Genomic DNA, 19,643 nt, shown 5'->3' with positions numbered 1-19,643 from the left:
CGACCTCGCCGTTGAGGTTCCCCCGGTTTGCCGGAGGGTTGGTTACCTGGCGCCGGTGGGTCGAGGCGCTGGGGGCGGGCGTGTGGCGATGTGAGTCGCCGTCCTCAAGCGGCGCCTGTACCGGTGAAGGTCGCGATCGCGAGAAGGCCGGAGTAGGCGGCGAGGCCGGCGGTGAACCAGGTGAGGCTGGAGTGACGCTCGGGTGTCAGTTCGTCGACGAAGACGTTGAGCAGGATCCCGCCGCCCAGGAACGCGGTGAGCAGGTTCATCAGCAGGCCGGTGGGCTGGGCGACGACAGCGGTTAGCCAGCCGGCACCGGCACCGGCGACGAGGACGAGGCGCCACCGGGTGGTGAGGCTGACCGGAAAGTGCTGGGCCAGCACGCCGTCGGTGGCCAGCACGTGCAGCCCCATGGCGACGGCGAACAGCACCGCCGGCCCGAGCCCGGCGTGCAGCTTGGTTGCCAGGGTGTACGTGATCAGCCCGCTGTAGAGGGCGAAGAAGCCGAGTTGAAACGCGAAGACCACCCGGGTGGGCTCCTGCTTGTGGCCGCCTGAGCGATGGGTGGCGCGTTCCAGCACGTAGAACGTGAAGAAGCCGATCAGCGCTACGAGGAACAGAACAAATCCGCGCGCCGGGGTGGCATCCACCTTCTCTTCCAGCACGTGGGCCACCGCCTGGTTGCCCTCGGCGAGGCGCGGCAGCAGGTATAGGAAGACGTACGCTGCGGCGATGCCGCCACCCAGCGAGGCCGCCGAGCTGGTGGGCACCGGCAGCCTCCGGCGGATGTACGGTGCGAGCAGGTGAAGTGCCCCCAGAACGAACGCCATCACCAGCGTCGCCCACAGGCTGCCCGCCGGGGTGAGTGTCACCGGAACACGCCGGGGTCAATGCTGCCGGCACTTTGTCTGCGACTGGCGTTCATCCATCGACTACTAACGTTAAGCCACCCGCGCCCTGAAGTCCCAGGCCGGCTGACGGAGCCCTCCACGAGTCCAGGGGATCGACATGCCCATTGGCGCTTCATGGCGGGCTGGCGGCAGGTAGGAGCTGCGCGGGCGGGTACAGATGTTGCTCGGCCAGGTTATCCAGGAAGGTCTGGCAGCATCCGACGAACCGGGCGAACTCGTCGAGATCCGTCTCGTCCTCCCCAGGGCGTGTCCACGCCCCAGTTGTCGGCTGCGTCAGTCAAGCTCTGCCAGCGGCGATGAGCGTCGTCGGCGTGCAGCGGACGGCGCAGGCACCGGGGGAGCGCATCAGGAAGCCGATGGCGTATTGGTCGATGGCGTGCTGAAGACGAAGCTGCAGTTCGCGCCCCTGCACACGGGCGTATGGGCGGCGTCCGTGGAGATGCCCCACCGTGCCTGCAGACATGCCATGGCGGTGCCACGGATGATGTGGCCGACGGGTCGCTCGCCCGGAAGTAGTAGAGGAACGGGAAGCGCTGGGTCGTCGGCTTGGGTCTGCACCTTACGGGCCGCGTTACTGAGCTGTGCGGTGGGTGGGAAAATCGACAGAACGTACGTGATGGCCGCGGTCATCAGGCCGAAGCCTGCGGCGGCCTCAATGGCCGTGATCAGGCGTAGTGTGTCAACGCCGACGGCGACAGCCCACATCCGTGACTCCCAATCCGCACCGGAGCCTGCGGCCCGACGATGCGACGTGTCCATGCTGTTGGAACCGTTCCGATTGGCAGCGACGGCCGTGCCGGCCTACTGAAGCACGCCGTTGAGCTGGCAGGTCGTCCGCGTAGCGCACTGGCCGCTCTTCCGCCTCTGGCGCTGCGGCCGCGCGGCGCCTTCGTTTCGTCCGGGCGTACCAAGTGGAGTCCTTCGTGCTTTCCTGGCCTGTCACCGGCAGTCGTGCCGCTGAACACCCAATTGTCATCCGGCTCGCGGATCATCGGATCTTCGCCACGCAGCGCCGCCGTCACCGACGCTACGTCGACTCCCTACTTTCGATCCGGGCCTACTCGTTCGCCAGCACATTCTCCGCGAAACCGGACTGGTCCGATGGCCATTCCGGGATTCGCCGCAGGCTCCACTGCCCTAACGCAGGCTGTTACTGGCCGGCCAGCCTCCTGCTCGGCACTTTTCTCGTGAGCGCAACCGCCGGAGGACTTTGTCCGGCTGCCGGCCGTCTCATCGGCGCCCGGACGGCGGCAGTCTGGCTCATCGAGCATCGTATGCGGAACCAGCCGCGAGGCGCCTTCGAGCGTGGATCGCCGTCGACTCGCCACCTTCGCGCAGCCCGATCTGGTGATGGCTCCGGGTTTCCGCTGCTCGACCCGGTTGATCCGGAACGCTGACTGGGTGGAGCAGCGATCGGGACGACCGGCGCTGGGACGCCTGCTGTCGGTCAGGCGTGCGCTGTGGTCGTTGGCCGTCGGTGTCGTCGCCGGGGCGGCCGCCGCGCTGGTCGGGGCGCCGGAATTGACGCCGCTGGTGATCTGGACGATCGCGGCGGGCACGATCCTCGTCTGGGTGTGGCGGGCCTGCTGGTCGGCGAGCCCGAAGCGTACCGAGCAGCTTGCCGAGGCGGAGCAGCACTCCCGTTCCACTGACTCGGCGATCCTGATCGCGTCCGTTGTCAGTCTCGCCGCGGTGGGCGAGGCGCTCGTGCGCGCCTCGAACCAGCAGGACATGGTGGCTGTCACGCTGGTGATCCTTAGCGTCGTCGGAGTGGTCTTGGCGTGGGTGCTGGTGAACACGGTCTTCGCGTTGAAGTACGCCCGGCTGTACTACCGCGACAACGGCGGTGGCATCGACTTCAAGCGGAACGATCCACCGGCGTACGCCGACTTCGCGTACGTCGCTTTCACGGTCGGCATGTCCTACGCCCCGGGCGAGAACGAACCGACGAGTAACCGTATGCGCCGGATCGCGCTCGGGCACGCGCTGCTTTCGTATACCTTCGGAACTGGCATCCTGGCCGTCGCCGTCAACCTGGTCACCAACCTGGGCCAGTCGTGATCCACGTGGCATGGCATGCGTCCGCTGCTGGAACGGATCCGCGCGTACCCCGGCGCGGGACCCCACGGGCAGTGGGGGCGCGTCGAGGAGATGAAGCTGACCAACGTTTTTGATCCGGCCCTGGGACGACCGGATGCTCAACCTGCTCACCACCTGGTTCACCGAGCACTCCTTGCAGAACTGGATCCAGCACGAGACGCGGGTGATCGGCGAGACCAGGCTCCACGTCGATCAGACCGCCGACCCGGACGACCTCCGCGCCGAGGCGAGGCGGCTCGTCAAAGCGTCACCGCTGTGGGATCGGCATTAGAGGGTGCTGCAGATGGTGGACGCGACGCCCGAAGGAGCAGGTCATTCGTGAGCTGTTCCTCGGGCTTTCGATGACGATGGTGGGACGGGCATCATGTGCCGGCCGACGCGGCGGCAGGCCGGACCGAGAGGTCGAGTTCGCCGCCGACGACATTGACCTCGATGGTGTCGCCGGGATTCGCCCCGTCCTCGAGCAGCAGGGTCGACAGCCGGTCTTCCAGCTCACGCTGGATGCTGCGCCGGAGTGGCCGCGCCCCGTACTCGGGCTGGTAGCCCCGGTTGGCCAGCCACTGGGTGGCGTCCGGGCTGACCTCAAGGTTGATGTCCTGTGCGTGCAACCGGCGGCGGGTGCGGTCCAGCAGTAGGCCGGTGATCTCGAGGAGCTGGTCCCGGTCCAGGCCGGTAAAAATTATGATCTCGTCGATCCGGTTGAGGAATTCCGGCCGGAACCGCTGCCCCAGCAGCCCCATCAGTTCCTCGCGCTGGTCGCTGACTGGACGCCCTGCCGTCTGCGCGGCCAGAATGCGGTCCGCGCCGATGTTGCTCGTCATGATCAGGATGGTGTTGCTGAAATCGACCGTGCGACCCTGCGCATCGGTGAGGCGACCGTCGTCGAGCACCTGCAGCAGCGCGTTGAACACATCCGCGTGCGCCTTCTCTACCTCGTCGAAGAGCAGCACCGAGTACGGCCGGCGCCGAACCGCCTCGGTGAGTTGGCCAGCCTCCTCGTACCCGACGTAGCCCGGGGGCGCTCCGACCAGCCGGCTGACCGTGTGCTGCTCCTGGAACTCGCTCATGTCGAAGCGGATCATGCTGGACTCGTCGCCGAAGAGCGCCGCGGCGAGGGCTCGGGCCAGCTCGGTCTTGCCGACGCCGGTGGGTCCAAGGAAGAGGAACGACCCGTCGGGTCGCTGGGGGTCACTCAGCCCGGAGCGCGATCGGCGTACGGCGGCCGCCACAGCCCGTACGGCCTCGTGCTGGCCGACCACGCGCTCGTGCAGTTGCTCCTCGATGCGCCTCAACCTCTGCTTCTCCACCTCCGTGAGCTGGGTGACGGGAACACCGGTACGGCGGCTGACCACTTCGGCGATGTCGCTCATGTGCACCTCGGGCACCGGAGGCGTGCCCTCCTGCGCCGCCGCCAGGTCCCGCTCGGCCGCACCGATCTCGGCTTTCAGCGCACCCGCGCGCTGGTAGTCCTCGTTCGCCACCGCGCTGTCCTTCTCCCGGCGCAGCTGGGACAGCCGCTTTTCGATCTCCTTTTTGTCCGGAGCCGGGGTGCGGGAACGCAGCCGGACCCGTGCCCCCGCCTGGTCGAGCAGGTCGATGGCCTTGTCCGGCAGGAACCGGTCGGTGATGTAGCGATGGGACAGTTCAGCCGCGGCGTCCAGCGCTTCGTCCGTGTAGCGCACCTGATGGTGCGCCTCGTACCGGTCGCGTACGCCCTTGAGGATTGCGACGCTGTCCTCCACGCTCGGCTCCGACACCAGGATCGGCTGGAACCGGCGCTCCAGCGCCGGGTCCTTCTCGATGTAGCGACGGTACTCGTTCAGTGTCGTCGCGCCGACCACGTGCAGTTCGCCGCGGGCCAGGGCGGGCTTGAGCATGTTGCCGGCATCCATCGCCCCCTCGCCACCGCCGCCCGCGCCGACAACTGTGTGCAGTTCGTCGATGAAGAGGATCAGCTCGTCCTCGGCGGCCGTCACCTCCTGGATCACGTTCTTCAGTCGCTCTTCGAACTCACCGCGGTACTTGGTGCCCGCCACCATCCCGGACAAATCGAGTGCGACCACACGCCGGTTGGCCAGGGTTTCGGGCACGTCGTCGTTGATGATGCGCTGTGCGATGCCCTCGACGATCGCCGTCTTGCCGACGCCCGGCTCGCCGGTGAGCACCGGATTGTTCTTCGTACGCCGGGAGAGCACCTCGATCGTGTCGTCAATCTCGTCGTCACGCCCGACGACCGGATCGAGCCGACCGGCCCGGGCGTCCTCGGTGAGGTCCCGCCCGTACTGGTCAAGGGTGGGGGTGCTGCTGGCCCCGCGCCCACCGGCGCCGCCAGCCGGCGGCGTGGGCCCGGTGACGGCCTCACCGAGGGCCCGCAACGCCCGGCCCGCGGTCGTCTCCGGGTTCGCGGCGATGCCGAGTAGGAGGTGTTCGGGGCCGATGTATGTCGCGCCGGACCGTCGCGACTCGCGGTGCGCGTCGAGCAGGGCGCGCTTCGCCGCCGGCGCGAGCGGAGGCGTGTCCTCGCGTGGCCTGCCCCTGGGGACGGCCGACTCTATCTGGCGAGCCAGGTCGTCGGAGTCGGCGCCGCTCGCGTCGAGGATCCGGCGGGTGGGGTCGGACTGGGCAGCGGCCCACAGCAGGTGCTCGACGTTGAGGTACGGGCTGCCCCACTCTGTAGCCTGCTCGGCTGCCCGTTGCAGGAGTTGCCGCGATTCGGTGGAGAGCAGCCGGGACAGGTCGACCCGCTCCACCGGACGTCCCGCGAACGGATCCCCTCCGAAGAACCGACTCACCAGGTCATCCAAGGAGCCGCCAGGGATGCGGAACGCGTCGAGCGACATCTCATACCTTCCTGCCGGATGGGTGGGGGTCCTCGGCACAGGCCCCACCTGAACGCTACGCACCTTTCGCCAGCCAAGGCGGCTTTTGCGGTTTGTTGGTTTGCGAGGGAGGTCAGGGCTTGTACTCGCTGCGGGGCAGGTGGGATGGTCGCCGTCGTCACCCACCGCCGTAAAACCTTCGGCATTCTCGTGCCCGAGCACGTCGCTTACCTTGCCCTCTTACTCGTACGTGCCCGTCGTATGGCTCAACCTCAAGGCGGCGTTCGACTGCATCCAGCAATCGATCGCGGCCTGTAATGGACCGACCTGTTCGTGCTGTTCACCACGGCGCTGCTGCCGCTTCCGACCATCGTCGGGCCGGACGCCCTGCAGAAGCACGCCAACATGGGACCAGCGTTTGGCCGTTGCCTTCTACCGGCTGATCGGCGCGTTGCTGTGCGCGTCTTGTCTACCTAGCCCGCCAGCCCTGACCTGCTGAAGGAGCAGGTCAGGGACGGGGCGTTCCCCGTCGAGCGGCTCGGAGCCCTCGTCGGGATCGCGCTCCGCCACCACCCGGCTGCGGGGCGAACCGCCGTTTCACCCGGGCGGGCGCGGGCACCCGCCGTAATCGGTTCGAAAGGGGGATCCGAGGTGAACTACACCGAGTTCGTCCAGTCCGTGGCAGCACGACCGAAGGTTCCACCGGGGCAGGCGGAACCGATCACCCGCGCCACGCTCGAGACGTTGGCAGAAAGGATCACAGGCGGCCAGGCGAGGGACCTCGCCTCCCAACTCCCTCAGGAAACCACGAGGGCTGGTGGCCAGGCCCACCGAAGATCCGGAACGGTTCGGACTGGCCGAATTCTTCGAACGGGTGCAGTCACGGGCCGGGGTGGATTACCAGGTGGCCACCGACGGAGCACGGGCCGTGCTGGACACCCTTCGTGAGTCGGTCAGAGCGAAGGAGTACGGGGACACTGTCGACCAGTTGCCGCAGGAGTTCTGGCAGTTGACCGGGCCGAGGGCTGAACGGCTCCAGACCCGCGGGGTTGGCACCTAGCTAGTGCCTTGACCACGAACGTTCACGGTGTCGAGTGGGCGGTAGCCTCGGCGCGGTGACGGAGGACGACTTCATGATCAGGCTGAGCCGGGACGAGGCGTTGGTGTTCTCAGACTGGCTTCACCGGATGATGGGCACTGCCGATTTCGACGAGTTGGTCGATCGCGACCAGGCAGTTTGGTCCCCGCTGTATCGCATCTCCGGGACGCTGGAGACCTCGCTGGCGGAGGTGTTCAGGCCGGATTACCCCGTCCGGCTGCAGGAGGCGAGGAACCGGCTACTGGATGCGCTTGGCGGGGTGGGGCGGGCAACCGGCGATGCGTGACGCTCAGGCGGCACGTGTAGTCGGCTGCCGCCAGCCTCGTTGGCGTTCGCTGCGAATGCGGGCGCGTTCGCGGCGTTGGGCGGCCAGGACGTCGGGATTACGTGCGTTGACGTTTCGCCAGCGCAGGTAGGCCTGCAGTTTGCGGGTCAGGACGGTGTGGTTCGGGTGGTCGGAGCCGGCGATCACGAAGGTCCGCAGCGGGCCGAACTGGGCTTCTATCGGGTTGGCCCAGGACGCATACGTCGGGGTGAAGAACAGTTCGACCTTGTTCTGAGCCGCCCACGCCCGGATCTTGAGGCCCTTGTGCGCGGAGAGGTTGTCGAGGATGACGTAGATCGGCGCTGCGTCCGGACGCGCAGCCCGGATCGATTTGAGCGCGGCCAGGGTGTTCGCAGCGCTCTTGCGACGCCTGACGATGCCCCAGAGTTGGTCGTCCCCGACGCTGTAGCAGCCGTGGAATTGCCGGACGCCGTGCAGCTTGTGGTAGTTCGCCGGCAGCCGCTGCGGATGCCCGGACGGCGCCCACCCGGCACCGGCCTGCGGACGGATGACCAGTGGCCCGAACTCGTCGAAGGCGAACACCCGCTGCGGGAAATGCGCGGTGACGTACTCGATGCGGGCCAGCTTGGCATCCCGGTCGGGGTCGGTGGACTCCTTCCACATCTTCGTCCGCTGAAAGGTGATCTTGTGCTGGTGCAGGATCTGCCGCAGACGCTCCCGCCCGATCCGAACTCGGCGAGTGGCATGGGCGGTGAGGTAGTCGGCGAGCTTGCGCACGCTCCACCGGGTGAACGGCCGCCTCAGTGCCTCGGGGCGGGCGTTGGCCGTCTCGACGATGAACGCTTCGTCATCGTCGCTGATCAGGCGGGGACGGCCACCCGCCCACTGAGGGTCCAGGCTGGCCATGCCCACCTCGTTGAACCGGTGGATGACCTGCCGGACCGTGTCCTCGTCCGCCTGCACCAGCCGGGCGATCGCCGGCACCGTGTTCCCACCGGCCGAAGCAAGCACGACCATGGCCCGCCGTAATCGGACCGGCGAGCCGGTACCACGACGGGTGATCCTCAGCAGCTGCTGACCCTCCTGGTCACTGAGCCGCCGGACGCGCACGGGTTCTGCCACCGCCACAGCCTGAAGCCCGCGACGCCGCCCGTCAGCCAAGCCGGACGGCGTGTCATCCAACACCGCGAACCTTCGTGGTCAGAGCACTAGGGAGCTCCTGGAAAGCCATGCCGTCGATGCTCATCCTTCAAGTGCAGTGAATCCTCGGCGGGTTCGCACCGACTTGACGATGCGGTGAACTGCCAGGCTCACGTCCTCGTGCTCCCATACGACGATCAGCAGCCAGCCAGCGTCCTCGAGCGCCTGGCGGGTTCGTTTGTCGCGGTCCATGTTTTCGGGCAGCTCGATCAAGAGCGATGGCGACGACGCGCACCACCACGCCGTCTGTGGCGCCTGCGGCGACATGCGGCAGTTGCCCGAGGCGGTCGACGCGAGCCTCGCCACCGCACGCGCCGTCGGGCCAGATCTGCCCGCCCAGCCCGGCGGTGTCGTCGTCTACGGACGGTGCGCGGGGTGCCGGACAGCGACCCGATAAGGGCACAACCCGTCGGCGTACGGTCGGCCCCGACGACGGTGGGATCACAGCGTCCATCCCGTGCCCGCGGCGCCGGCACGGGCAACCGCAGCGGGCTGGCCGACAGCTATCGACTCGCCCTGCGGGCGATGGCACTGGCCAACGCACGGCTCGACGATCTCACCGACGCGCGGACGCTGCTGGCCGACCATCCCCCACTGTCCGCCGTCGTGGACACCGACCTGCACAGGCTGTAGGTGGTCGGACATCGCCTGCGTCAGGTGTTCCAGAGCGTGACGGCAGGCGGCGAGCGGGAGGCGGTGGACGAGCTCAAAGCCCTGCTGGGCCGGTACCGGTTCCGGCCAATGATCTCCGGCACCTCGGCGGTCGACTGGCCGTGCACGTCGCCACACCTGGCACACCGCGCTCGGTCGAGTACGTCGCCGCCGCCGTGTGGGGACTCGCCGTGTGGCTGTGTGAACGGGGTATCGACCGGCTCGGCGTCTCGCGGAACCACGGTGCCCGACCGCGTTCCTCGACGACAGCAGCAACCGATGCCGCCGGTTCTGCTCCGACCGGTGCGCCACCCGCCACCACGTCCGCGCCCACCGCGCCAGACACCGCGCCACCCAGCCCTGACCACCGCCCAGGGAAGCCGGTCGATGGTCAGGGCGCAGCCGGTGGAATGAGGAGCTTTACCGAGTGTGGCGACCCAGGCAATCGGGAGCCGAACCCGATCCGGACTGAGCTTCCCCATCCGCATCCGGACGAGGCCGACCTTTACGCAGACCTGCTCACCGACCGGTATGCCCCGGGGCTACGTCTGGAGCAGGAACGTGTCCGGCACGATCGAGCGGGCACTCCGTCGAGGAAATTGCCAGATCGATGGTTGTTCTTAATCCCTTGTGGCGGTCACGCCGGATGGCTGATCCGGCTGGAGGGGGTCCCCACCCGTCACGGTCACATACGGTGCGTGTCTGGTCGCGGATTGACAGCGGCTGCGGGGTGGACGAGACTGGCGCGACAATTGAACAGCCGCGTGTGCGTGCGGGGGAAGTCCGGTCGAAGTCCGGCGCTGGCCCGCAACGGTGGGCCGCCAGGGGTATCCCTGGTGGCGAGCCCGAATACCTGCCGTGCCCGCGAGTCCTGCTCCTCACCCGTCGTGGCCCACGGGTCGGAGGCCGGCCAGTCGCGCCCTCGCCGGGCGGGCCGGGTTCTGACGACCGCCGGGCCGGAAAGGCGCTTCCGATGGTCGTCCGCCTGAGCCGGCACCGCCTGCTCGCCCTGTTCTGCGGCGTACTCGCCGCTCTCACCCTGGCCACCCCGGCGGTCGCCGCGCCCACTCAGGTGGGTGCCGTCCGGCCGGATGCGGCCGCTGGTTGGCTGGCCCGCCAACTCGTTGACGGGGAACGTTTCGAGACCGTCTTCGACGGCGTCGCGTACCCGGACCAGGGGCTGACCCTCGACGCGGTCTTCGCGTTCGCTGCCGCCGGTGCCGCCGACGACTTCGGCGCCCAGGCCCTGGCCTGGGTCACCCGACCGGGCGTTCGCGACGGGTACATCGGCGACGGAGTCACCGAGGCGTACGCGGGTGCGACCGCCAAGCTTGCCCTCGCGGTCGCGGTGCGCGGCGGTGACCCGACTGACGTCGGCGGTGTGGATCTCATCGCCCGGCTGCGCTCGCTCCAGTCGCCCAGTGGCCGTTTCACCGACCTGTCGGCGTGGGGTGATTTCAGCAACGCGTTCAGCCAGTCGTTCGCCATCCTCGCGTTGGACCGGACCACGCAGGGCGTGCCGGCGGCCGCCGCCGGGTGGCTGGCCGGCACGCGGTGCCCCGACGGCGGCTATCCGCTGCTGGCGGCCCAGCCGGTCTGTGTCTCCGATGTGGATGCTACCGCCGTCGTGGTGCAGGCGCTGCGTGCCGCCGGCCGGTCGGCCGACGCCGCTGCGGGACTGCGCTGGCTGGTTTCCGTGCAGCGCGTCGACGGCGGTTTCGCCAGCGCGGGCGGGGTCGCGAATGCGAACAGCACCGGGTTGGCGGCGCAGGCGCTGCGCGACGGGGGTCGGCCGGTGGCCTGGCTGCGGGCCCGGCTCTTCCTGGCCGGACTACAGGTCGGCTGCGCCGCGCCGGTGGCCGACCGGGGAGCGGTTGATTTCGACGGTGGGGTCTTCGACCCGGCGACCGCCACCCGCGCCACCGCCCAGGCCGTGCTCGGCCTGACCGGCACCGGATATGCCCGGCTCACCACGGCCACCGCGTCTCCCGGTGCCCCCATCCTGCGCTGCCGCTGACGGTCCAGACAGCGCCCGTCCCCTCGAAGGAGTGTCCATGTCCTTTGTCCAGATTCCCGTCCGTAGGTGGCTCGCCGGTGTACTGGCCACCGCCGTAGTCGCCCTCGGACTGATCGCTGTCGAACCGTCCCCGCGGGCTGCGCAGGCCACCACGTGCACCGGGACGTCCGGTGTCACCGTGGTGGTCGACTACGGTTCGCTCGGTGGCGGCGTCCAGGTGGCGTGTGCTCTCGGTGACCCGGCCACCGGGCTTGCCGCGCTGCAGGGCGCCGGCTTCACGGTGACCGGAACGCAGCGGTGGGGCCTGGGGTTCGTCTGTCGGATCAACGGTCAACCGACCGCCGCGACTGAGCCCTGCATCAACACCCCGCCGGCCAGCGCGTATTGGTCGTACTGGCACGCCTCGGGCAGCGGCGCCGCCTGGACGTACAGCACGCTGGGGGCGACGAGTTACAACCCGGCGCCGGGCACGGTCGAGGGATGGTCCTTCGGTGCCGGTGTGGCACCCAGCATCACCGCCCCCTGACCTGCAGATCGGGCTGATGAGCCGCTGACGCCTGCCGGGTGTCGACGCCGTCTGGCACCGTAGGGCGACCGCACGGTACGGTGTCGACACCCGGCGTGCCGGGCACACAACTGAATGCGTCCCGTTCGGGGGGAAGCCGGTAAAAGCCGGCGCTGACCCGCAACCGTGAGCGAGCCCTGTCTCGCGAGCCGGAATGCCCCGAATCGGACGAGCGGCTTCCACTGTCGAGGTCTACAGGGTGAAGTCCGGGCAGCCGACTTTCGGCACGTCGTCGCGACGGCGTTGCCGGTGCCTTCCGGAGCTTTCACCGACCGCTCTGCGAAAGGCACCCCTGATGCCCACATCCCCGCTCCGGCGCGTCGGCGCCGGTCTCGGCGTCGCCGTCGCCACGGCGCTCGCCATCGTCGTCGCCACACCCCCTTCTGGGGTGGCCGCCTCCTCTGCGGCCCACAGCGCTGCCGCGCGTGACGCCGCAGCCTGGCTCGCCGGCGAGTACGCCGACGGTGTCCTGCCCGGGCCGTTCGGTGGTGCCGACTGGGGCCTCACCATCGACGGCATGCTCGCCCTGGCCGCCACCGGCGTCGACCCGTCGACCCGGCAGGCGGCGACCGCGCAGATCGCCGCGAACGTGCGCTCCTACAACAGCTACGACGACTGGGGCATCGAGGGCTTCACCGACGGCGGCGCCACTGCGAAGTTGCTCTATGCGGCCTCCGCCGCCGGCGCCGATCCGACCGACTTCGGTGGCTGGGACCTACGGGCGGAAACCCTGGCGCTGGTCTCCGGGGCGCACACCGGTCACCAGCACGGTCGGATCACCAGCCGCACCACCGACGAGTCCGGCCAGGACCCGTCCAACACCTTCGATCAGAGCTTCGCGGTCCTCGGTCTGGCACGCAGCGGCGGCGCACCGCAGGAGACGGTCGACTTCCTGGTCCGGCAGCAGTGCGCGGCCGGTGGTTTTCGGCTGTACCCGGATGCTGCGGGCGCACCGTCGCCGTCCTGCGACGCCGAGAGCAACGCCACGCTCGATGTCGACTCGACCGCGATGGCCGTCCAGGCGCTGCTGGCCGCGGGTGCCGACGACGCGGCGGGACGCGGCGTGGACTGGCTGGTGGCACAGCAACGCGCCGACGGGTCCTTCGGTGGGTCCGGGCCGACCAGCGGCGCGAACTCCAACAGCACCGGCCTCGCCGGTCAGGCACTCGCCGCGGCCGGCCGCGACACCGAGGCCACCCGGGCCGCCCAGGCCCTGGCAGCGCTGCAGCTCACCGGAGCCAACGGTGGTGCCGCTACGGCTGACGCAGGAGCCATCGCCTACGACACCGGCGCGCTGACCGAGGCGGTCGACGAGGGCATCACCGGCAACCTTCGGGACCAGTGGCGTCGCGCTACCGCCCAGGCGCTGCTCGGCCTGGCCCAGGTGCCGCTCGGCCGGATCGGTCTCGACCCGCCGCCCACCGGCGGCCCCACCCCGTCGACCAGCGCGTCGCCCACGCCCACCGGCTCGCCCGCACCGACACCGACACCGACACCGACGCCGACGCCGACCGACGCGCCGACCGCCAGCCCGACGCCGAGCGCGTCTCCGAGCGACACGCCCACCGCCGGCCCGACGCCGAGTGACACACCGTCCACGCCTGTCGCCACGCCGACCGTGAGCACCAGCCCGGTCGCGGGCGGACCGGGACGCCTGCCGACCACCGGCGTGGCCATCGGCGGGTACGTACTCACCGCGCTGCTGCTCGTCGGCGGGGGAGCGGTGCTGCTGGTGCTGGGCCGCCGGCGGGCCACATGAGCAGCCGGGCGGTCCGTGCGGCAGTGGTGCTCGCGGTGACCGCCGCGAGCACGGCCGTCGGGGCGGCTCCGGCCCAGGCCGCCGGCCGCGCCGGTCAGTGTCCGGACGCCGACGGGGTGACCGTGGTGGTCGACTTCAAGGAACTCGGCGGTGGGGTGGTTATCCGCTGCGCCCCGGGCGACCAGGCCACCGGCCTTGCCGCGCTGAAGAACGCCGGCTTCCAGATCACCGGCACCCTGCGCTGGGGCGAGGGCTTCATCTGCCGGATCGAGGGTAAACCCTCGGCCGCGACGGAGAAGTGCGTGGACACCCCGCCGGCCAGCGCCTACTGGTCGTACTGGCACGCGCCGGACGGCGGTGTCTGGACGTACAGCGACAAGGGGGTCCTCAACCGCAAGCCCCCGGCGGGCAGCTTCGAAGGCTGGTCGTTCTCGCTGAACCGCAGCGCCGACAATGCGCCGCGACCCGCGGTGGCACCGAACCGGCCGGCCCCGCCGCGCACCACACCACCGGCACCGCCGCCGCCCCGCACCTCGGCACCGGCCCCGCCACCACCCGCACCTACCCCACCAGCACCGGGCAACCCGCCACCCGCCCTCCCGCCACCGACCGCGGACGCACCCGTGGCACCCGGCGTCGGCACCCCGACCGGTGCAGGTGGTACGCCCGCCGCCTCGGTCCCGGTCGCGCCGACCGGCGACCCGTCGGGCCCTGCGCCGGAGGTGCCGCCGACGGCGAGCGTCGTTCCGCCCCTGGGCGCCGCCCCCGTGCCGTCAACCGACCCGACGGGCTCGCTCCCGCCGGTCGAGGCGACCGGGGCCCGGGACGGCGACGGTCTGCCGCTGGGCACCCTGGCCGGGCTGTTCCTGCTGGTGGCACTGGTCGGCGGCGGTGTCCTCGCGGCCCGTCGTCGGCGTACCCCGGATGACTGACCGGGCCGTCGTCGACAGCGGACCGCCCGCCCGGGTGTCGGCGTGGTCCGGGGCCCGGTCCGTCCGGGCCGGCCGGCTACCGCGCAGCCTGCACCCGGGCGCGTGGTGGTGCTGGGCGCTGGGGCTGGCCACCGCCGCCAGCCACACCACGAACCCGCTGCCGCTGGCGATGATCGTCGCCGCGGCCGCGCTGGTGGTGGTCCGTCGTCGCGGCGACGCCCCCTGGGCGCTGGCGTTCCGGATGTACCTGGTGCTCGGTGCGGTGATCGTGGCGATGCGGGTGCTGTTCCGCCTCGTCTTCGGCGGTGGTCAGGGCGACCACGTCCTGCTCCACCTGCCGGAGATCCCGCTGCCCGCCTGGGCGGCCGGTATCCGGCTGTTCGGTCCCGTCGCCGCCGAACAACTTCTCGGCGGCTTCTACGACGGGCTGCGGCTGGCCACGATGCTGATCTGCCTCGGTGCCGCCAACGCCCTGGCCAACCCGAAGCGGCTACTCAAGGCCGTACCCGGCGCCCTGTACGCGGTCAGCACGGCGGTGGTGGTCGCCCTGTCGGTCGCCCCGCAACTGGTCGAGAGCGTGCTGCGGGTACGCCGCGCCCGCCGACTGCGCGGTGCTGCCGGGCACGGCCTGCGCGCCCTGCGGGGCATCGCCCTGCCGGTGCTGGCCGACGCCCTGGACCGGTCCCTCGCCCTGGCGGCGGCGATGGACTCGCGGGGTTACGGACGCACCGCCGCCGTACCGGCCGGTCAGCGTGCACTCACCGGCGCCCTGGTGCTCGCCGGGCTGGTCGGCGTCTGCGTCGGCACGTACGGCCTGCTCGACGCGACCGTGCCGGGCTACCTCGGCCTGCCGATGCTGCTCGCCGGGCTGGCCACGGCAGTGGCCGGAATGCTGCTGGCCGGGCGTCAGGTGCGGCGTAGCCGCTACCGCCCCGACCGGTGGCGGCTGGCCGAGCTGGCCGTCGCCGGGTGCGGCCTGGCCACTGCTGCGGTGATGACGATGGCCGGCACGGTGGATCCGGAGCGGCTCTACCCGCCGGTCAGCCCGCTCACCTGGCCGGAGTTGACGCCCCTGTTGGTGCTCGCGGTGCTGGTGGCGGTGGCACCGGCCTGGCTGGCCCCACCGGCGCCGACGGCGAACCCCGCCCCGCGACCGCTGCCCGTGCCACCGGCGGCGACCGGCCGTACCGACCACACGTCGCCTCGCGACACCGCCCAGCCGGAGGCGCACCGATGATCGACTTCGACCGGGTCACCGTCCGGTACGCCGAGAGCCCCGAGCCGATGCTGCGCGACGTCCGCCTGCACATCCCGGAGGGCGAGCTGTGCCTGGTCGCCGGGCGCACCGGAGCCGGCAAGTCGACGCTGCTGCGGGCCATCAACGGCCTGGTGCCGCACTTCACCGGCGGCACCCTGTACGGCACCGTCACCGTGCACGGCCGCGACACCCGGGCACATCCGCCGCGTGACCTGGCCGACGTCGTCGGCGTGGTCGGCCAGGACCCGCTCGCCGGCTTCGTCACCGACACCGTCGAGGAGGAACTCGCCTACGGCATGGAACAACTCGCGCTGCCCGCGCCGGTCATGCGCAAGCGCGTCGAGGAGACCCTCGACCTGCTCGGCATCGCCGAGCTGCGGGACCGTCCGCTGCGGACGCTCTCCGGCGGGCAGCAGCAGCGGGTCGCCATCGGCGCGGTCCTCACCAGCCACCCGCAGGTGCTGGTGCTCGACGAACCGACCTCGGCGCTGGACCCGACCGCCGCCGAGGACGTCCTGGCCGCCGTCACCCGCCTGGTCCACGACCTCGGCGTCACCGTGGTGGTGGCCGAGCACCGACTCGAACGCGTCGTGCAGTACGCCGACCGGCTGCTCTACCTGCCCGGCGACGGCACTGTCGTCGACGGGCCACCGGACGCCGTGCTCGCCGGCATCGAGCTGGCCCCGCCGTTGATCGAGTTGGGCCGCGTCGCCGGCTGGACACCCCTGCCGCTCTCCGTCCGCGACGCCCGGCGTCGTGCGGGCGACCTCCGGCAGCGGCTCGCCGACGCGTCACCCCCACCGGCCGCGCCGGTGCCGGACGGCGTACCGGCGCTGACCGCGCGGGGCGTCGTGGTGCGGTACCCGGGCACGGTGGCGGTGCGCGGCGTCGACCTCGACCTGCACCCGGGCCAGGTCGTCGCGCTGATGGGCCGCAACGGCTCCGGGAAGTCGAGCCTGCTCTGGGCAGTGCAGGGCAGCGGCCCACGCCAGAGCGGCACGGTGACCGTGCCCGGCCCGGACGGCGACACCGATCTGAAGGCGCTGCCCGCCGCGCAGGCCCGCCGCCGGGTCGGACTGGTCCCGCAGACCCCCGGCGACCTGCTCTATCTAGAGACGGTGGCGGCCGAGTGCACCCAGGCCGACCGGGAGTCCGAGGTGCCCGACGGGACCTGCCGAGCGTTACTGGACCACCTCACCCCCGGGCTGCCGGCCGACCGGCACCCACGGGACCTGTCCGAGGGGCAGCGGCTGGCCCTCGCGCTCGCGGTCCAGCTCACCGCCGCCCCACCGGTGGTCCTGCTCGACGAGCCGACTCGGGGACTGGACTACCGGGCCAAGCGGCAGTTCGCCACCGTGGTCCGCCGGTTGGCCGCGCAGGGTCGGGCGGTCGTGGTCGCCACCCATGACGTCGAACTCGTCGCCATCCTCGCCGACCGGGTCGTGGTGATGGCTCAGGGCGAGATCGTCGCCGACGGTACTGCCGCCGAGGTCATGCTCGCCTCACCGGCGTTCGCGCCCCAGGTCGCCAAGGTCTTGGCTCCGCAGTCCTGGCTGACGGTGGACCAGGTCACCACGGCGCTGACCCGAACCGAGGTGCCGCGATGAGCGTGCTGCGGGTCGCCCCGCGCACCGCCGTCATCCTGACCCTGGCCTCCGTCGCCGCGCTCGCCACCTTCACCTGGCCGTTCTTCGTCCCCGCCCAACCTGAGAGCATGGCCCGCACCACCGAGGCGCCGCTGGTCTTCATCATCGTCCTACCGATCCTGCTCGCGCTCGTTCTGGCCGAACTCAGCTCCGGCGGCATCGACAGCAAGGCCCTGGCGATGCTCGGCGTACTCGCCGCCGTCAACGCCGCCCTACGCCCGCTCGGCGCCGGCACCGCCGGCATCGAAACGGTGTTCTTCCTGCTCGTGCTCGCCGGCCGGGTCTTCGGACCCGGGTTCGGTTTCCTGCTGGGTGCCATCTCGCTGTTCGCCTCCGCGCTGCTCACCGCCGGGGTCGGACCCTGGCTGCCGTTCCAGATGCTGGCCGCGGCCTGGCTGGGGCTCGGCGCGGGGTTGCTGCCGTCCCGGCTGCGGGGGCGGGCCGAGATCGCCGTGCTGGCCGGGTACGGCGCGGTCGCCGCCTACGCGTACGGGCTGCTGATGAACCTCTGGTTCTGGCCGTTCAGCGTCGGCGCGGACACTCAACTCTCCTACGTCGCCGGTGCACCGGTGCTGGAGAACCTGCACCGCTTCGCGGTCTTCACCGCCGTCACCTCCACCTTCGGCTGGGACACCGGCCGGGCGGTCACCACCGCCGTCGCCATCGTCCTGGTCGGACCGGCTGTCCTGGCGGCGCTGCGCCGAGCCGCCCGCCGGGCCGCGTTCGACGCCCCGGTCACCTTCGCCGCACCATCGGCACCTGGGCCTGTGCCGATCACGCCCGCAGAGGATGGTGGTTGCGGTGTGCTCCCGCAGGGCAGCGGACAGCAGGTTCCGGCGGTCGACCCTCATCTGCCGCCACAGACGCCCTTCCCATAGCGACGCGCTCGCGAACGGGTAACCGGACGGGGTGCCATGTTCACCGCTCACCTGACGCGAGTTCGAGTACCGCCTGGTCGTCGAGTTGTGGCCGGAGCGGGCCGAGTAGCGGATGGTCACGACGGGGACGGCGGCGGCTCTGCCTATCTGCGGTCCACCGGGTAGGGGATGACAGTGCGTCGGTTCTCGTCGATGAGCAGGTGCCCGGCGGCGGGCGGTCGCGCCCGTTGGGCGCAGTCGCGGCGTTCGCAGATGCGGCAGCCGAGGCCGATCGGGGTGGCGGTGCGGGGGTCGTCGAGGGCAACGCCGTCGCTGTAGACGAGCCGGTGGGCGTGGCGCAGTTCGCAGCCGAGAGCGACGGCGAAGGTGCTGCGCGGGCTGTGGTGTCCGCGTCCGCCGTGGGTGACGGTGCGGGCGATCCAGAAGTAGCGTTTGCCGTCGGGCATCTCGGCGACCTGGGTGAGGATCCGTCCGGGGGCGGCGATCGCTTCGTAGATGATCCATAGTGGGCAGGTGCCGCCGAAGCGGGAGGACAGCCTGAGTGCAGGGCGGTCTGCTGGCGGGTTTCCCTTCTTACTTCTGCGGCGGTGGCCGGTCGCCGCCGTGGCGCTGGTTGCCGATGAGTCGGTGGAGGGCTGTCCGGTGGAGGGGGAAGGCGAGTCGGAGGGTGTGGGCGGTGAGGTGGATGGTCCACCAGGTGAGGGCGATGAGGTAGCCGGTGATGAGGGCGCCGTGGGTGGGCCAGGTGACGACGAGGGCGTAGCCGATGGCGAGGCCGGTGGCGGTGATGATGCGGATGGTGCGTATGCGGGTGAGGGTGAGTGCGGTGGCGATGCCGATGAGGGCGGCTCCGCCGTTGCGGATGACGCCGATGCCGGTGCTGTTCATGGGCATGGACATGAGTGCGGTGGTCATGAGGAGGATGCCGGTGGCGGCGATGGCGGCGTGGGTGATGACGGGTTTGGTGCGGGTGAGCCAGTGGGGGAGGTCGTCGGCGGGGATGCGGGGTGCGGCGGCGGCGATGATGGTGGCGCAGGCGGCGAGGGGGAGTGCCCAGCCGAGGGTCCAGGTGAGGAATGGCCGGTAGGGGTATTGGAGGGCGGTGCCGACGGCGAGGCCGTAGAGGGCGGCGGTGATGGGGCCTGCGATGGCGGCGGTGAGGTAGGCGTGTCGGATGAGTCGGCCGGTGGTGGGTTCGGCGGTGGTGGGTGGTCCGGCGAGCCAGGTGGTGGGGGCGAGGTGGGCGACGGCGTACGCGGCGAGGGCGGCGAGGGCGCCGGCGGCGCCGAGTTGGGGCATGGAGACGACGACGTCGATGATCCGGCCCTCGAGTTTGTAGATGTCGGCGTTGTGGACGGCGTGGAGGAGCAGGGCGAGGGAGCAGCCGCCGAGCAGGGGACTGTACAAATAACGGCTGATCGACCGATCAAGGGAGAGACGCCAGATGACGACCGAGATCACCTCGGGGCAGGAGCCGGCGGCCAGGCCGGCGGATGCGGTCACGGATGAGCAGTTGATCGCG

At 70.7% G+C, this 19,643-nt stretch carries 19 protein-coding genes and 2 pseudogenes; 14 read left to right on the top strand and 7 right to left on the bottom strand.

Annotation, left to right across the window (positions count from 1 at the left end; genetic code table 11):
* Window positions 1-104: 104 nt before the first annotated feature.
* Entirely contained in the window at window positions 105-872 is a 768-nt protein-coding gene (locus EG812_RS28475) for a hypothetical protein (RefSeq protein ID WP_126713414.1), read from the bottom strand.
* Window positions 873-1,256: 384 nt separating this feature from the next.
* Window positions 1,257-1,616, bottom strand: coding sequence for a hypothetical protein (locus EG812_RS28470; protein ID WP_013732890.1), 360 nt, complete (start codon window positions 1,614-1,616; stop codon window positions 1,257-1,259).
* Between the two features lie 696 nt (window positions 1,617-2,312).
* Here EG812_RS28470 and EG812_RS28465 point away from each other — a divergent pair.
* Together EG812_RS28465 and EG812_RS29185 are read left to right on the top strand one after the other, a co-directional pair.
* On the top strand, window positions 2,313-2,972 hold the full coding sequence (locus EG812_RS28465) for a DUF1345 domain-containing protein (protein ID WP_199743981.1): 660 nt from the start codon (window positions 2,313-2,315) through the stop codon (window positions 2,970-2,972).
* A 133-nt stretch (window positions 2,973-3,105) separates the two neighbouring features.
* Entirely contained in the window at window positions 3,106-3,282 is a 177-nt protein-coding gene (locus EG812_RS29185; RefSeq protein ID WP_158632568.1) for a hypothetical protein, read from the top strand.
* Window positions 3,283-3,373: 91 nt separating this feature from the next.
* Here the strand turns inward: EG812_RS29185 and EG812_RS28460 are convergent, their stop codons facing one another.
* Window positions 3,374-5,851, bottom strand: coding sequence for an ATP-dependent Clp protease ATP-binding subunit (locus EG812_RS28460; RefSeq protein ID WP_013732893.1), 2,478 nt, complete (start codon window positions 5,849-5,851; stop codon window positions 3,374-3,376).
* Between the two features lie 630 nt (window positions 5,852-6,481).
* Between EG812_RS28460 and EG812_RS30200 the strand changes: the two are divergent.
* The 3 genes and pseudogenes from EG812_RS30200 to EG812_RS28450 form a co-directional block, all read left to right on the top strand.
* Window positions 6,482-6,589, top strand: a pseudogene (locus EG812_RS30200) (DUF2267 domain-containing protein); the annotation flags it as partial.
* A gap of 58 nt (window positions 6,590-6,647) precedes the next feature.
* Window positions 6,648-6,890: a DUF2267 domain-containing protein gene (locus tag EG812_RS29840; protein WP_233579683.1), complete on the top strand. Its 243-nt coding sequence runs from the start codon at window positions 6,648-6,650 to the stop codon at window positions 6,888-6,890.
* Window positions 6,891-6,945: 55 nt separating this feature from the next.
* Entirely contained in the window at window positions 6,946-7,215 is a 270-nt protein-coding gene (locus EG812_RS28450; RefSeq protein WP_086011323.1) for a hypothetical protein, read from the top strand.
* Between the two features lie 3 nt (window positions 7,216-7,218).
* Here the strand turns inward: EG812_RS28450 and EG812_RS28445 are convergent, their stop codons facing one another.
* Window positions 7,219-8,337: an IS630 family transposase gene (locus EG812_RS28445; protein ID WP_233579681.1), complete on the bottom strand. Its 1,119-nt coding sequence runs from the start codon at window positions 8,335-8,337 to the stop codon at window positions 7,219-7,221.
* Window positions 8,338-8,457: 120 nt separating this feature from the next.
* The gene (locus EG812_RS28440) at window positions 8,458-8,721 is read right to left on the bottom strand and encodes a PDDEXK family nuclease (protein ID WP_126713412.1); all 264 of its coding nucleotides are present in this window, start codon (window positions 8,719-8,721) and stop codon (window positions 8,458-8,460) included.
* Between the two features lie 129 nt (window positions 8,722-8,850).
* Here EG812_RS28440 and EG812_RS29835 point away from each other — a divergent pair, with 129 nt between their 5' ends.
* The 9 genes and pseudogenes from EG812_RS29835 to EG812_RS28390 all read left to right on the top strand — a co-directional run bounded on the left by EG812_RS29835 (window position 8,851) and on the right by EG812_RS28390 (window position 18,121).
* Window positions 8,851-9,048, top strand: a complete 198-nt coding sequence (locus EG812_RS29835; RefSeq protein WP_013732900.1) for a hypothetical protein — start codon at window positions 8,851-8,853, stop codon at window positions 9,046-9,048.
* A 304-nt stretch (window positions 9,049-9,352) separates the two neighbouring features.
* Window positions 9,353-9,430 (top strand): annotated as a pseudogene (locus EG812_RS29830) (CGNR zinc finger domain-containing protein); the annotation flags it as partial.
* A gap of 609 nt (window positions 9,431-10,039) precedes the next feature.
* Window positions 10,040-11,083, top strand: a complete 1,044-nt coding sequence (locus EG812_RS28425) for a prenyltransferase/squalene oxidase repeat-containing protein (protein ID WP_102656675.1) — start codon at window positions 10,040-10,042, stop codon at window positions 11,081-11,083.
* Between the two features lie 31 nt (window positions 11,084-11,114).
* Entirely contained in the window at window positions 11,115-11,609 is a 495-nt protein-coding gene (locus EG812_RS28420; RefSeq protein ID WP_193386298.1) for an SCO2322-related protein, read from the top strand.
* A gap of 334 nt (window positions 11,610-11,943) precedes the next feature.
* On the top strand, window positions 11,944-13,407 hold the full coding sequence (locus tag EG812_RS28415) for a prenyltransferase/squalene oxidase repeat-containing protein (protein WP_126713411.1): 1,464 nt from the start codon (window positions 11,944-11,946) through the stop codon (window positions 13,405-13,407).
* Complete coding sequence (locus EG812_RS29180; protein ID WP_158632567.1) at window positions 13,404-14,339, top strand: SCO2322-related protein; 936 nt, start codon at window positions 13,404-13,406, stop codon at window positions 14,337-14,339. Before EG812_RS28415 ends, EG812_RS29180 begins: the two co-directional genes overlap by 4 nt.
* Complete coding sequence (locus tag EG812_RS28400) at window positions 14,332-15,576, top strand: CbiQ family ECF transporter T component (protein WP_126713408.1); 1,245 nt, start codon at window positions 14,332-14,334, stop codon at window positions 15,574-15,576. The genes EG812_RS29180 and EG812_RS28400 overlap by 8 nt, the downstream gene beginning before the upstream one ends.
* Complete coding sequence (locus tag EG812_RS28395) at window positions 15,573-17,204, top strand: ABC transporter ATP-binding protein (RefSeq protein WP_126713407.1); 1,632 nt, start codon at window positions 15,573-15,575, stop codon at window positions 17,202-17,204. Before EG812_RS28400 ends, EG812_RS28395 begins: the two co-directional genes overlap by 4 nt.
* Window positions 17,201-18,121: an ECF transporter S component gene (locus EG812_RS28390; RefSeq protein ID WP_126713406.1), complete on the top strand. Its 921-nt coding sequence runs from the start codon at window positions 17,201-17,203 to the stop codon at window positions 18,119-18,121. The genes EG812_RS28395 and EG812_RS28390 overlap by 4 nt, the downstream gene beginning before the upstream one ends.
* A gap of 143 nt (window positions 18,122-18,264) precedes the next feature.
* Here EG812_RS28390 and EG812_RS28385 read toward each other — a convergent pair whose 3' ends face one another.
* Window positions 18,265-18,657 (bottom strand): DUF2083 domain-containing protein, encoded by a 393-nt coding sequence (locus tag EG812_RS28385; RefSeq protein ID WP_286047957.1) that lies wholly within the window; start codon window positions 18,655-18,657, stop codon window positions 18,265-18,267.
* Between the two features lie 37 nt (window positions 18,658-18,694).
* Window positions 18,695-19,643, bottom strand: a 949-nt coding sequence (locus EG812_RS28380) for a hypothetical protein (RefSeq protein WP_233579680.1), incomplete at its 5' end; no start/stop codon positions are given.

Source organism: Verrucosispora sp. FIM060022 (assembly GCF_003977705.1).
GTDB lineage: Bacteria > Actinomycetota > Actinomycetes > Mycobacteriales > Micromonosporaceae > Micromonospora > Micromonospora gifhornensis.
The sequence above is the reverse complement of the archived record's forward strand: the minus strand, read 5'-3'. Positions and strand labels throughout refer to the sequence as shown.